General features: G+C 65.2%; 12 protein-coding genes. 4 read left to right on the plus strand and 8 right to left on the minus strand.

All coding sequences use genetic code 11. The features are described from left to right. Positions 1-36: 36 nt before the first annotated feature. The 5 genes from NMG10_RS00315 to NMG10_RS00335 all read right to left on the minus strand — a co-directional run bounded on the left by NMG10_RS00315 (position 37) and on the right by NMG10_RS00335 (position 3,881). Entirely contained in the window at positions 37-657 is a 621-nt protein-coding gene (locus NMG10_RS00315; RefSeq protein ID WP_050704801.1) for a response regulator transcription factor, read from the minus strand. 792 nt (positions 658-1,449) lie between these two features. Beyond that, on the minus strand, positions 1,450-2,781 hold the full coding sequence (locus tag NMG10_RS00320) for a deoxyguanosinetriphosphate triphosphohydrolase (protein ID WP_203647478.1): 1,332 nt from the start codon (positions 2,779-2,781) through the stop codon (positions 1,450-1,452). Positions 2,782-2,859: 78 nt separating this feature from the next. Next, positions 2,860-3,189, minus strand: coding sequence for a hypothetical protein (locus tag NMG10_RS00325; RefSeq protein WP_203647477.1), 330 nt, complete (start codon positions 3,187-3,189; stop codon positions 2,860-2,862). Beyond that, positions 3,186-3,560 carry a phage holin family protein gene (locus NMG10_RS00330; protein WP_203647476.1) on the minus strand — a complete coding sequence of 125 codons (375 nt, stop codon included), beginning with the start codon at positions 3,558-3,560 and terminating at the stop codon, positions 3,186-3,188. The genes NMG10_RS00325 and NMG10_RS00330 overlap by 4 nt, the downstream gene beginning before the upstream one ends. A 9-nt stretch (positions 3,561-3,569) precedes the next feature. Beyond that, positions 3,570-3,881, minus strand: coding sequence for a YqjD family protein (locus tag NMG10_RS00335; RefSeq protein WP_186713711.1), 312 nt, complete (start codon positions 3,879-3,881; stop codon positions 3,570-3,572). 304 nt (positions 3,882-4,185) lie between these two features. Between NMG10_RS00335 and NMG10_RS00340 the strand changes: the two genes are divergently transcribed. From NMG10_RS00340 to NMG10_RS00355, 4 genes are all read left to right on the plus strand, one after another. Beyond that, entirely contained in the window at positions 4,186-5,394 is a 1,209-nt protein-coding gene (locus NMG10_RS00340) for an ammonium transporter (RefSeq protein WP_232856033.1), read from the plus strand. 72 nt (positions 5,395-5,466) lie between these two features. Beyond that, on the plus strand, positions 5,467-5,703 hold the full coding sequence (locus NMG10_RS00345) for a glutaredoxin family protein (protein WP_050704806.1): 237 nt from the start codon (positions 5,467-5,469) through the stop codon (positions 5,701-5,703). A 68-nt stretch (positions 5,704-5,771) separates the two neighbouring features. Continuing rightward, positions 5,772-6,080 carry a transcriptional regulator gene (locus NMG10_RS00350; protein WP_203647475.1) on the plus strand — a complete coding sequence of 103 codons (309 nt, stop codon included), beginning with the start codon at positions 5,772-5,774 and terminating at the stop codon, positions 6,078-6,080. A gap of 50 nt (positions 6,081-6,130) precedes the next feature. Further along, on the plus strand, positions 6,131-7,015 hold the full coding sequence (locus NMG10_RS00355; RefSeq protein ID WP_254463536.1) for a pseudouridine synthase: 885 nt from the start codon (positions 6,131-6,133) through the stop codon (positions 7,013-7,015). 224 nt (positions 7,016-7,239) lie between these two features. On the opposite strand, the gene NMG10_RS00360 is transcribed toward NMG10_RS00355, so the two are convergent. From NMG10_RS00360 to acnA, 3 genes are all read right to left on the minus strand, one after another. Continuing rightward, positions 7,240-8,805 (minus strand): PAS domain-containing methyl-accepting chemotaxis protein, encoded by a 1,566-nt coding sequence (locus NMG10_RS00360; RefSeq protein ID WP_110738546.1) that lies wholly within the window; start codon positions 8,803-8,805, stop codon positions 7,240-7,242. A gap of 200 nt (positions 8,806-9,005) precedes the next feature. Beyond that, on the minus strand, positions 9,006-9,782 hold the full coding sequence (locus NMG10_RS00365; protein ID WP_254463436.1) for a CPBP family intramembrane glutamic endopeptidase: 777 nt from the start codon (positions 9,780-9,782) through the stop codon (positions 9,006-9,008). 196 nt (positions 9,783-9,978) lie between these two features. Further along, on the minus strand, positions 9,979-12,732 hold the full coding sequence (acnA, locus tag NMG10_RS00370; RefSeq protein ID WP_232856034.1) for an aconitate hydratase AcnA: 2,754 nt from the start codon (positions 12,730-12,732) through the stop codon (positions 9,979-9,981). Positions 12,733-12,858 lie beyond the last annotated feature (126 nt).

Below are 12,858 nucleotides of genomic sequence, written 5' to 3' on the forward strand. Positions count from 1 at the left end.
AGCAGCGATGTAACGATGCACCTCCACATCATGACCTCAGACCAGCGCGTTGCGTTTGGCGACGTCGATCAATTCCACCAAAGTGCTGGCGCGCAACTTGTGCATGAGACGTTTCTTGTAAGTGCTGACGGTCTTGTTGCTGAGAAACATGCCCTTGGCAATCTCCTTGTTGCTGCGCCCCTGGGCAAAAAGTTGCAGGACCATGAGTTCCCGATCATTGACCTGGCGGAACAGTTCCAGCTCCTGGTTGCTGCCCGTCGGCGGTGGATTGAGCGCCTGGCTGGGGAAATAGTTGTACCCGGACAGCACGGCCTTGATCGCGCTGAGCAGTTCGCTGAGGTCTTCCTGCTTGCACACGTACCCGGCCGCGCCGGAGTGCATGCAGCGCACGGCGAACAGTGCCGGCGATTGGGCTGTGAGCACCAGGACCTTCAGCGGGATGGCCATGGCCTGCAGGCGCGAGAGCATCTCCAGGCCGTCGAGCTTGGGAATGCTGATGTCGAGGATGACCAGGTCCGGCGGGGTCTCGCGGATCAACTGCATGGCGTCCACGCCGTTGTCCGATTCCCCGACCACCTTGTATCCCTGGTTTTCCAGCAACATCCGTATCGCCAAACGTATGACGGGATGGTCATCAACTATAAAGACTGAGTGCATATTCAACATTCCATGCGGCGCGTGAAGGCAGCCGGCACATTAGCTCAGTTGAATGTCGACGGGCAGGGAAGTGGCTGCCAAAACCGGGATATAGGAATTTACTTACAGTGTTGGCGAAACATTGCTACGAGTGATGTAGATATTGACAGGGATTTGTCAGGGTTTGATCGTTTTGGTGGGGTTGCGTAGTGAGCGTGTTTATTGGGAATCAATATTGCGTGGGAAATTTCATGCGTATTAAACGTCAGTCGTTTCAAGGATGTTTGGGCGCGAGGTTCTTGACCGGGTGAGGGCCACCAGGTGTCCGCCGCGATCCATGCAGCGCCTATGAGATCGAGCGCCGCCCGCGCGGCGCATCGCGGCACAAGGCCGCTCACACTGGCATAGCGCGTGGCTTGAGGGCCGCGCGGTCGCTGTGGGAGCGGCTTCAGCCGCGAACACCGGCGCAGCCGGTGCCAGGCACCGCGTCGTCTGCTTCGCGGGTAAACCCGCTCCTACAGGGATCGCGCCAGATTCTAGAAATTGAGCAAGACAGTTGCTCCCACATCTGTTTCGGGCCAATTAATCCTGTGAATGAGACGGCGCCTGCCTTGGTGCATGCCTCAAGTCCTGCGGGGCGGCATTGGTGTCCATGCTGAAATTGCGTCGGGCCAACAAGGCGGACCAGGTAATGGCACAGGATTGACTGGCCCGAAACAGATGTGGGAGCGGCCTTGCGTCGCGATGCGCCGCGCGGGCGGCGCTCGATCTCATAGGCGCCGAAAGCTTCGCGCCGAACACCCCGTCATCCCCTCACTTCGGACTGGACCGCCCGGTCATTTCCAGAGCCATTTCACTGGCGTAGCTGTCGGTCATCCCGGCGATGAAGTCGATCATGCGCAGGAAGGCGTCGTGCAGCGAACCATGCGGGTCGGGGGCGTTGTTGCCGATCAGGTCCAGCACCCGCCGGCTCTTGAACGACGGGGTACGCCCGCCATGCTGTTCCAGCGCCGCGCCACAGAAGGTATTGAGCAGGATCTCCAGGGTCGTGTAGGCGCCGATCTCGTGCAGGGTCTTGCGCTTGTCCTGGAAGATCTTCTTGCGCGCCATGTCCTTGGCCTGCAGTACGCAGCGTTGCGCCGGGCCATGCATGTGCTCGACCAGGTCACCCGCCAGGCTGCCGGCGAGCAGGGCCTGCTGCTGTTCGACGAAGGCCTGGGCGGCGGCATTGGTCAGGTGCTCGATGGCCTTGCCGCGCAGGATCGCCAGCTTGCGCCGACGTGATTCGCCGGGCCCCAGCAGGCGATAGGTTTCCGGCAGGTCATCGCCCACCAGGTCCAGCAGCAGCGCCTCGACCTCGGCGTATTGCAGCAGGTCCATCTCCAGCCCATCCTCGAGGTCGATCAGGGCGTAACAGATGTCGTCCGCGGCCTCCATCAGGTACACCAGGGGGTGACGGGCCCAACGCTGGTGCTCCAGCTGCGGCAGGCCGAGCTTGCCGGCGATCTGCTCAAGCAGCCCCAGTTCGCTCTGGTAGCAGCCGAACTTGTGCTTCTTGTAGCCCAGGGCGTCGGCGTGGCGTGCCGCCCATGGGTACTTGAGGTAGGCGCCAAGGGTGGCATAGGTCAGGCGCATGCCGCCGTCGAACTGGTGGTATTCGAGCTGGGTGAGCACGCGAAAGCCCTGGGCATTGCCTTCGAAGTTGAGGAAATCGGTGCGTTGATCGTCGCTCATGTCGTCCAGCCAGCCGCGCCCGGCGGCCTGCTGGAACCAGTGACGGATGGCGTCCTCGCCGGAATGGCCGAACGGCGGGTTGCCGATGTCGTGGGCCAGGCAGGCCGATTGCACGATCATTCCCAGATCGCTGGGTTCGCACCAGTCCGGCAGTTGCTCGCGCAGGGTCTCGCCGACGCGCATGCCCAGCGAGCGGCCGACGCAGCTGACCTCCAGGGAGTGGGTCAGGCGGGTGTGGATATGGTCGTTGCTGGATACGGGGTGCACCTGGGTCTTGCGCCCCAGGCGGCGGAAGGCGCCGGAGAAGATGATGCGGTCGTGGTCCTTGTGGAACGGGCTGCGGCCGAGTTCCTCGGGGCTGTAGAGGGCCTTGCCCAGTCGTTCGCGGGTCAGCAGGGTGTGCCAGTCCAAGGCGTGATCTCCCATCGTAGAGTCGGGATAGCTTCCTGCGTCCGGCGCGCCCGCGCAAGCGTCGGACGCGCCTTGGCCTCAGGGGCGGCGGCTGTTGCCGAGGAACAGGCGGATCAGCGGTACCAGGCTGGTGCCCAGGCGCACCAGGCGCGCCAGGTTGCCGCTGCGCACGCCCTTGCCGGTGAGAAAACCCAGGGCGACGACGGCGCCGATACCCCACAGCGAGCCGTGCTTGACGCCCAGGCCCTCGCCGAACGAGCCGCCCATGCCGCGCAGGCGGCGGACCGGTTCGAGCAACTGGCCGGACTCGTGGCGGATTTCCTGGCGGTGCATTTCCATGCGCAGGCGCAGCAGCGCCTTGCGCAGCTCACGGGGGTTACGGGTGTTGGGCAGTTCGGGCAGGCTCATGGCAGCAGGCGCTCCCGATCCTTGGCCAACTCCTCGAGGGTGGCATTGAACGGCGAGGATTCATCGAACACCGCGGCTTTCAGGCGCAGGCCGCAGTACAGCGCGGCGAGTCCGTAGAACACGCACAGGCCGATGATCCCGGCCAGTCGGTAACTGTCCCACAGCAGCACCAGCACCAGGCCCGACAGCGCGGTCAGCAGCAGCAGGGCGAACACCAGGGCCAGACCTGCGAACAACAGCAGACTGAGGGTGCGGGCCTTCTGCTCCTGCAACTCGATGCCGAACAACTCGATATGGCTGTGCAGCAGACCCAATATGGCCGCGCCCAGGCGCCGACCGGAGGCGCCCGTGCCGATGGCGTCGTTGTCCATGCCGGCTCCTCAGCGCTTGGCCAGCAGGCCGATCAGCAGGCCGACGCCGGCGGCGATGCCGATGGCCTGCCACGGGTTCTCCTGCACGTATTCCTCGGCGCTGCCAAGGGCCGCCTGGCCGCGAGCGCGCACCGAATCCTGGGTCAACTGCAGGGTCTCGCGGGCCTGCACCAGGCGTTCGTGGATCTGCTCGCGCAGTTCGTCGGCCTGGTCGCCGGCCAGGTTGGCGGTGTCGGCGAGCAGCTTCTCGGTATCGCGGACCAGAGCCTGGAAGTCAGCCATCAATATTTCCTGTGCAGTCTTTGCCGATTTGCTGGCCATGGATGGGCCTCTCCCTGTGGATGTGTGCTGGTTATTTCGAGTGATCGGTGGCGCGGAAGGTTCAGCGGGATGTGTTGGTACAGCGCTTGCTAAAAAGCGGTGCGTGTCCGCCGCGGCTTGCGCCGAAACCATGCGCCAGCGTTGCGGATACCGCTAAACCTTAACCCAATCCACGACAAACCCAAGAAAAAACCACGCAGGCGCCGCCCGGCTCACCGAAACGGGGCAGGGGCCTGGCACCGATCCGGTGCATGGATGCCGGTTCTTGAACTGTCCTGGTGCCTTTTTGCAGGTCTGCCACTTCATGGAAAACATGCACAGCGCGATGGACTCCCTGGTCCATGGCTCCAACACCTTGTTCATCCTCATGGGCGCGATCCTGGTCCTGGCCATGCACGCGGGGTTCGCCTTTCTCGAGGTCGGCACGGTGCGGCACAAGAACCAGGTCAACGCCCTGTCGAAGATCCTCAGTGACTTCGCCGTCTCGGCCCTGGTGTATTTTTTCATCGGCTACTGGATCGCTTATGGCGTGAGTTTCCTGCAACCGGCGGCGACGCTGGCCAGCGATCACGGCTATGCGCTGGTCAAGTGTTTCTTCCTGCTGACCTTCGCCGCGGCCATTCCGGCGATCATCTCCGGCGGTATCGCCGAGCGCGCGCGCTTTGCGCCGCAACTGTGCGCGACGGCGTTGATCGTGGCGTTCATCTACCCGTTCTTCGAAGGCGTGGTGTGGAATGGCAACTTTGGCCTGCAGGCCTGGTTGCAGGCGCGTTTCGGCGCGCCGTTCCATGATTTTGCCGGATCCGTGGTGGTACACGCCATGGGCGGCTGGCTGGCGCTGGCGGCGGTGTTGCTGCTCGGCGCGCGCCGTGGCCGCTACCGCGACGGACGCCTGGTGGCGTTCGCGCCGTCAAGCATTCCGTTCCTGGCGCTGGGCTCGTGGATCCTGATCATCGGCTGGTTCGGCTTCAACGTCATGAGCGCGCAGACCCTGCAGGGGGTGAGCGGGCTGGTGGCGATCAACTCGCTGATGGCCATGGTCGGCGGCACGCTGTCGGCCCTGCTGGCCGGGCGTAACGACCCGGGCTTTCTGCACAACGGCCCGTTGGCCGGCCTGGTGGCGGTGTGCGCGGGCTCCGACCTGATGCACCCGGTGGGCGCGCTGGTCACCGGGCTGGTGGCCGGTGGCCTGTTCGTCTGGTGCTTCACTGCCGCGCAGAACCGCTGGAAGATCGACGACGTGCTGGGGGTATGGCCCTTGCACGGCGTGTGTGGCATCTGGGGCGGCATTGCCTGCGGCGTGTTCGGCCAGGCGGCCCTGGGTGGCCTGGGCGGCGTCAGCCTGGTCAGCCAGCTGCTGGGGAGCCTGGCGGGTGTGCTGGTGGCGTTGGTCGGCGGTTTTGCCGTGTATGGCTTGATCAAGGCGCTGCATGGCCTGCGCCTGAGCCACGAGGAGGAGTTCCAGGGCGCGGACCTGGCCGTGCACCGGATCGGCGCCACCAGCCAGGATTGAGCCAGGTCAGGTGCGCGTTGGCGGGGACGGACCTAGAATGAGCATCCATTCATGCGAATTACGGATGTCTGCATGCTCCCTGAAACCCAGTTGTTCGGCACCGTGGGGTGCCACCTGTGTGAAGTGGCCGAGGCCGTGCTGATGCCGTTCGTCGAGCACGGCCTGCTGGTCGAGCTGGTCGATATCGCCGACAGCGAGGCGCTGTTCGAACGCTACGGGCTGAGCATCCCGGTGCTGCGCCGTTGCGATACCGGCGCCGAGCTGGGCTGGCCGTTCGATGCCGAGCAGGTGGTGGCCTTCCTCGGCTGAGTCGCGCATTGACGAGCGGGTGGCTCGCTCCGTATGCTGTATATAAATACAGTATCCGAGGTGAAGCCATGCTCAATGTCGAGCAACTCAAGTACAGCGTCAATCACATGGCTCCCGAGCGTGTGTGCGAGGCCGTGCTGGAATTGCGCCTCGACGGCATCGTCACCGACGAACGCACGCCGTTCGGCAAGGTGCATTTCAACACCTGCTTTGCCGAGATCGAGGCGCTGTTCCAGCGCGCCGGCTTTCACCGTCCGCTGGACGTGGTGGGCTATCAGGGCCTGAGCTACGCCCTCTACGATCCGGGGCGCTGGGACGCGGTGCAGGTGCTGCGCTGGCTCAAGGCGCGCTGCGAGCCGGCCAGCGAGGCTGGTTGAGGGGCAGGGGGTAGGAGATAATGTCCGCCCACGTAGAACCGAGCCCGATGATGACCACGCCTTTCGACCCCGCCCACCAGCAAGCCAGTACCGTATGCCTGCCTCCGGGGCCCTGGGCAAACGTGCTCGACTGCCTGTGCGATCACTTCAAGGGCATCGCGCGTGAGCAGTGGCTTGACCGCTTCGCCCGGGGCCGGGTGCTGAATGCCGACGGCCAGCCCATTGCGGCGGATACGCTCTATCGGCGGGGCATGCGCTTGCACTATTTCCGTGAAGTGCCCAACGAGAAGGTGATCCCGGTGCAGGAAGAGATCCTGCATGTCGACGAGCACCTGGTGGTGGCGGACAAGCCGCACTTCCTACCCGTCACGCCCACCGGTGAGTACGTCGAACAGACGCTGCTGCGCCGGCTCATCCGGCGCCTGGACAACCCGCACCTGGTGCCGCTGCACCGCATCGACCGGCACACCGCCGGGCTGGTGCTGTTTTCCGCCAACCCGCAAAGCCGTGGCGCCTATCAGCGCCTGTTCCCCGAGCGGCGCATCGACAAGCACTACCAGGCCATCGCCGCGGCCATGCCGCAGCATGACTACCCGCTGGTGCACCGCAGCCGTCTGGTGCATGGCGAGCCGTTCTTCCGCATGCATGAAGTGGAAGGGGCCGACAACAGCGAAACCCACGCCTGTGTGCTGGAGAGGAATGGCGAGCTGTGGCGCTATGGCCTGTCACCGGTCACCGGCAAGACCCACCAGTTGCGGGTGCATATGGCGGCGTTGGGCGCGGGGATCTGCAACGATCCTTTTTATCCGCAGCTGGTCAACGAACAGGATGATTACGCGCGGCCACTCAAGCTGCTGGCCCACAGCCTGCGCTTCGAGGATCCGTTGACGGGTGAGGTGCGTTATTTCGAAAGCCGCTTGAAGTTGGATTGGTAAAGGCCAGTCCCACATCTTCGCCCGGCGCTGTCTTGGGCAAATGTCTCAAGCTGGCGCGATTCCTGTGGGAGCGGGCTTGCCCGCGAACCGGCGCAGCCGGTGCCAGGCACCGCGTCGCTTGCTTCGCGGGTAAACCCGCTCCCACAGGCATGGGGCATGGCTTGAGGCCGGCACCGCCGCTGTAGGCGCCAGCACGGCTGGCGCCTACAGTCTGTCACCGCTGGTCAGCGGTTGAAGCGTTCCACCAGCGAGTACTGGGTACCCGCCGTGCTGGTCAGCTCTTCGCTGAGCAGCGCCGAGCGCTGGGCCTGGCCGGAGGTCTGGTCGGCCAGGTCGGCGATGGTGCTGATGTTGCGGCTGATCTCCTCGGCCACCGCGGACTGCTCCTCGGTGGCGGCGGCGATCTGGGTGGCCATGTCGGTGATGTTGGCCACCGCCTCGCTGATGCCCACCAGCGCCTGGTCGGCCTCCATCACCCGCTCGACGCCTTCCTGGGCCTGGCGGTGGCCGGTTTCCATGGTCTGCACCGCGTTGTTGGCGGTCTGTTGCAGCTTGGCGATCAGGGTGTGGATCTGCCCGGTGGATTCGGCGGTGCGCTGGGCCAGCTGACGGACCTCGTCGGCCACCACGGCAAAGCCGCGGCCCATCTCGCCGGCACGTGCCGCTTCGATGGCGGCGTTGAGCGCCAGCAGGTTGGTCTGGTCGGCAATGCCCTTGATCACATCGACCACGCCGCCGATCTCGTCGCTGTCCTTGGCCAGCTGGGTGACGGTCAGCCCGGTCTCGCCCACGGCGGCGGACAGCCGCTCGATGGCGTCACGGGTCTCGCCGGCGATGTTGCGGCCCTGGCTGGTCAGGCGATTGGCTTCCTGGGTGGCGTCGGCGGTGCGCTGGACATGGTTGGCCACTTCCTGGGTGGTGGCGGCCATCTGGTTGACGGCGGCGGCGACCTGCTCGGTCTCCACCCGCTGGCGCTCCAGGCCCGAAGAGCTCTGGTGGGCCAAGGCGTCGGACTGGCGGGCCTGGTCGCTGAGCTGCTCGGCGCTGTCCTGCAGGCGGGTCAGGCAGGTCTTCATCCGTGCGTCCTGGCTGAGCATGGCCATTTCCAGGCGCGCCTGGACGCCGCGGCTGTCGGTGTACATCTGCGCGATCAGCGGGTCGGAGGTGGTCTGTTCGGCCAGGCGCAGCAGGCGCTTGAGGCCGCGCTGCTGCCAGCTCAGGCCGAGCAGGCCGAGCGGCACCGACAGGCCGGCGGCCAGGGCGAAGCCCCAGGAATGGCCGAGCCAGTTGCCGATCAGGAAGCCGATCTGGCTGACCAGGATGAACGGCAGCCAGTCCTGCAGCACCGGCAGCCACTTGTCGCGTTTCGGGATGGCCGAGCGGCCCTGGTTGATGCGCTGGTACAGCGCTTCGGCGCGGCGGATCTGCTCGGCGGTGGGCTTGACCCGTACCGACTCGTAGCCGACCACCTGGTTGCTGTCGAAGATCGGCGTGACGTAGGCGTTGACCCAGTAATGGTCGCCCGACTTGCAGCGGTTCTTGACGATGCCCATCCACGGCAGGCCTTGCTTGAGGGTCTGCCACATGTGGGCGAACACGGCCGGTGGCACATCGGGGTGGCGCACCAGGTTGTGCGGCGCGCCCATCAGGTCCTCGCGGGAAAAACCGCTGATCTCGATGAAGGCATCGTTGCAGTAGGTGATCACGCCCTTGGCGTTGGTGGTGGAGATCAACCGCTGCTGGGCAGGGAAAGTCCGTTCTCTCTGGGTAATCGGCTGGTTGTTACGCATTGGCTGTTCAATCCGCAAGGCTTTCGACGGGTATCGGCAAGCCTCTGGTTTTATTGAATGAATATTTAACTGGCTTGATCTGGGGCAAGGTGCCATCAGTGCGGCTGAGCTAATGCAGCCCACCTGATCGCAGCCGTTGCCGCCAATATTGCAGTTTTCTTTATAAATGATGACGATCAGGTCTGATCATGACCGATTGTTCAATTCGGGGCCAGCATCGGGTAGCTGAAAGCGGCGAAGTGCGCCAGGTTGACGCAGGTGTGGCACAGCACCGCCGCCGCCAGCCCGCCATGGCGATAGGCCAGACCATACCCCACCCCGGCCAGGGTGGCCAGGTAGAACCATTGCCAGCCACCGGCCAGGTGGGCGAGGCCGAACAACAGCGCGGCCACCAGCAACGCCAGCCCTTCATGCCTGAACAGACGTTGCAGGCCGCCCTGGATATAGCCACGGAACAACAGTTCTTCGGTCAGGCTCACCAACAGCAGGTTGTTCAGCAGCCACAGCCAGGCCTGGTCGGGCCATTTCGGTGCCCAGGCGACCATGCCCAGTGCCCAGGCGCCGCCCAGGCAGGCGAGCAGGGTCAATGGCAGGGTCAGTGCCAGGCCGGGCAGCAGGCCGCGTGGGCGCAGCATCACCAGCCACGGGCAGGCCAGCAGCAACCACAGACCGATCAGAGGCTTGTCCAGGTTGAGGTACAGGGAGAAGGGCACGGCGCCGTCGCTGAGCACGGCCTTGTCGATCACTTTGGCGCTGTGGAAGCCGGGCAGCCAGTGCAGGGCCAGGGCGAGGGCGAGCAGGATGAACAGCAAGTGGCCGAGGCTTTGTTGCCAGCGTACCGGACGGCGGGCGAGCAGTGCGCTGCACAGCAGGGCGAGCAAGGCGGGCAGGGCGGCGAGGCCGAGGCTGCCGTAGGTCAGGGCGATTACATAGCCGAGGGCGAGCAGGAGCAGGGCGATCCAGTGGGGAAGAGGCATGACATTTCCTTAGTGCCGGTGAATCCGAGGAGGGTAGGACTTACCCCATGGCCTTCAGGACACTTGGATGTTTACGCGCTTGGGCGGGTAATGCCGGGACCGCTTTGCGGTCCTTTCGCGGCACAAGGCCGCTCCTACAAGAGATCGCGTTCCCCTGTAGGAGCGGCCTTGTGCCGCGAAAGGGCTGCGAAGCCAACTATCGCCTGCTTTGCTCCGCGATCAATTGCCGCAGCACATAATGCAGGATCCCCCCTGACTTGAAGTACTCCACCTCATTGAGGGTATCGATCCGGCACAGCACTTCGATCTGCTCCTGGCGCCCGTCCTCGCGGGTGATGCGCACCTTCAGGCTCATGCCCGGGCGGATCTGCGCCCCGCCAAGGCCCAGCACATCGATGCGTTCCTTGCCGGTCAGTCCGAGGCGCTTGCGGTCGTCGCCGGCCTTGAACTGCAGCGGCAGCACGCCCATGCCCACCAGGTTTGAGCGGTGGATGCGCTCGAAACTCTCCGCCAGCACCGCCTTGACCCCCAGCAGGTTGGTGCCCTTGGCCGCCCAGTCGCGGCTGGAGCCGGTGCCGTATTCCTGCCCGGCGATCACCACCAGTGGCGTGCCGTCCTGCTGGTAGCGCATGGCGGCATCGTAGATCGACAGTTTTTCGCCCGTGGGTACGTACAGGGTGTTGCCGCCTTCCTCGCCACCGAGCATCTCGTTGCGGATGCGAATGTTGGCGAAGGTGCCGCGCATCATCACCTCATGGTTGCCGCGCCGTGAACCGTAGGAGTTGAAGTCCCGTGGTTCCACGCCCTTGCCGCGCAGGTAGCGGCCGGCCGGGCTGTCGGCCTTGATGTTGCCGGCCGGGGAGATATGGTCGGTGGTCACCGAGTCGCCGAGCAGGGCGAGGATGCGCGCGCCGTGGATATCGCCGATTTCCGGCAGTGGACCACCGATGTCGTCGAAGAACGGCGGGTGCTGGATATAGGTGGAGTCGTCCTGCCAGACATAGGTGGCCGCCTGGGGCACCTCGATGGCCTGCCACTGGGCGTCGCCGGCGAACACTTCGGCGTACTCCTTGTGGAACATGCCCGTGTCGACCTTGCGCACGGCCTCGGCGATTTCCTGCTGGCTTGGCCAGATATCGCGCAGGTACACGGGCTTGCCGTCCTTGCCGGTACCCAGGGCGTCCTTGGTCAGGTCCAGCCGCACGCTGCCGGCCAGGGCATAGGCCACTACCAGCGGCGGCGAGGCCAGCCAGTTGGTCTTGACCAGCGGGTGCACCCGGCCTTCGAAGTTGCGGTTGCCCGACAGCACCGAAGCGACGGTGAGGTCGGCGCTGCCGATGGCTTTCTCGATCGCCTCGTCCAGGGGGCCGGAGTTGCCGATGCAGGTGGTGCAGCCATAGCCAACCAGGTCGAAGCCAAGCTGGTCGAGGTAAGGTGTCAGGCCCGCGGCCTTGTAGTAGTCGGTGACCACCTTGGAACCTGGCGCCAGTGAGCTCTTGACCCAGGGTTTGCGGGTCAGGCCCTTCTCCACGGCTTTTTTCGCCACCAACCCGGCCGCCATCATCACGCTGGGGTTCGAGGTATTGGTGCAGGAGGTGATGGCGGCGATCACCACGGCGCCGTCGCGCAGGGTGTGAGTCTGGTTTTCGTGGGTGTAGTCGATCTCGCCGGCCTGGTCGGCATTGCCCACCGCCACACCGCCGCCTCCCTCGCTTTCCAGGCGGCCGACCTCCTTGGCCAGTGGTTTGGGCTGCAGCTCGATGAAGTGGTCGAAGGCCTGGGCGACCTGGCCCAGGGCGACCCGGTCCTGCGGGCGCTTGGGCCCGGCGAGGCTGGCTTCGACGTCGTTCATGTCCAGCGCCAGGGTATCGCTGAACAGCGGCTCCTGGCCCGGCAGGCGCCACAGGCCCTGGGCCTTGCTGTAGGCCTCGACCAGTTGCACGGCCTCCTCGGGGCGACCGGACAGGCGCAGGTAGTCCAGGGTTACCTGGTCCACCGGGAAGAAGCCGCAGGTGGCGCCGTACTCGGGAGCCATGTTGGCGATGGTGGCGCGGTCGGCCAGCGGCAGGTCGGCCAGGCCGTCACCATAGAACTCGACGAACTTGCCCACCACGCCCTTCTTGCGCAGCATCTGCGTCACCGTCAGCACCAGGTCGGTGGCGGTGATGCCCTCGCGCAGCTTGCCGGTGAGCTTGAAGCCGATCACCTCGGGGATCAGCATCGACACCGGCTGGCCGAGCATTGCCGCCTCGGCTTCGATGCCGCCCACGCCCCAGCCGAGCACGCCCAGGCCGTTGATCATGGTGGTGTGCGAGTCGGTGCCGACCAGGGTGTCGGGGAAGGCATAGGTGCGGCCGTCCGCTTCGCGGGTCCACACGGTGCGGCCCAGGTACTCGAGGTTGACCTGGTGGCAGATGCCGGTGCCCGGCGGTACCACGCGGAAGTTGTCGAAGGCGCTCTGGCCCCAGCGCAGGAAGGCGTAGCGCTCGCCGTTGCGTTGCATCTCGATGTCGACGTTCTGGGCGAAGGCATTGGGGCTGGCGTAGCGGTCGACCATTACCGAGTGGTCGATCACCAGGTCCACCGGCGACAACGGGTTGATCCGCTGCGGGTCGCCGCCGGCCTTGGCCATCGCAGCGCGCATGGCGGCCAGGTCGACCACCGCCGGTACGCCGGTGAAGTCCTGCATCAGCACCCGCGCCGGGCGGTACTGGATCTCGCGATCGGAGCGACGCTCCTGCAGCCACTGGGCCAGGGCGCGCAGGTCGTCGCCGGTGACGGTCTTGCCGTCTTCCCAGCGCAGCAGGTTTTCCAGCAGCACCTTCAGCGACATGGGCAGGCGTTGCAGGTCGCCGAGCTGGCGCGCGGCGTCGGGCAGGCTGAAATAGTGGTAGGCGCGGTCGGCCACCTGGAGGGTCTTGAGGGTTTTCAGGCTATCGAGCGAGGGCATTTACAACTCCTTGTGCTCCGGTGCCCGGCGACTGCGGGTCGCTCGCCGGTGTCACCGCTCTGGACCGGTCCGCACGGCACGGACCTGGCTGAACAGTCAGGTTAGACCGGTTTGTCCGCCCTGACC

It is taken from the genome of Pseudomonas sp. DVZ6, from assembly GCF_024259445.1.
In the GTDB taxonomy this organism is placed as follows: domain Bacteria; phylum Pseudomonadota; class Gammaproteobacteria; order Pseudomonadales; family Pseudomonadaceae; genus Aquipseudomonas; species Aquipseudomonas peradeniyensis.

Bases quoted from the DNA above. Each gene is read 5' to 3' on its own strand.
- NMG10_RS00340 (WP_232856033.1), top strand. From the start codon at position 4,186: ATGGAAAACATGCACAGCGCGATGGACTCCCTGGTCCATGGCTCCAAC.
- NMG10_RS00315 (WP_050704801.1), bottom strand. From the start codon at position 657: ATGCACTCAGTCTTTATAGTTGATGACCATCCCGTCATACGTTTGGCG.
- NMG10_RS00335 (WP_186713711.1), bottom strand. From the start codon at position 3,881: ATGGCCAGCAAATCGGCAAAGACTGCACAGGAAATATTGATGGCTGAC.
- NMG10_RS00355 (WP_254463536.1), top strand. From the start codon at position 6,131: ATGACCACGCCTTTCGACCCCGCCCACCAGCAAGCCAGTACCGTATGC.
- NMG10_RS00325 (WP_203647477.1), bottom strand. From the start codon at position 3,189: ATGAGCCTGCCCGAACTGCCCAACACCCGTAACCCCCGTGAGCTGCGC.
- NMG10_RS00350 (WP_203647475.1), top strand. From the start codon at position 5,772: ATGCTCAATGTCGAGCAACTCAAGTACAGCGTCAATCACATGGCTCCC.
- NMG10_RS00330 (WP_203647476.1), bottom strand. From the start codon at position 3,560: ATGGACAACGACGCCATCGGCACGGGCGCCTCCGGTCGGCGCCTGGGC.
- NMG10_RS00360 (WP_110738546.1), bottom strand. From the start codon at position 8,805: ATGCGTAACAACCAGCCGATTACCCAGAGAGAACGGACTTTCCCTGCC.
- NMG10_RS00365 (WP_254463436.1), bottom strand. From the start codon at position 9,782: ATGCCTCTTCCCCACTGGATCGCCCTGCTCCTGCTCGCCCTCGGCTAT.
- NMG10_RS00345 (WP_050704806.1), top strand. From the start codon at position 5,467: ATGCTCCCTGAAACCCAGTTGTTCGGCACCGTGGGGTGCCACCTGTGT.
- acnA (WP_232856034.1), bottom strand. From the start codon at position 12,732: ATGCCCTCGCTCGATAGCCTGAAAACCCTCAAGACCCTCCAGGTGGCC.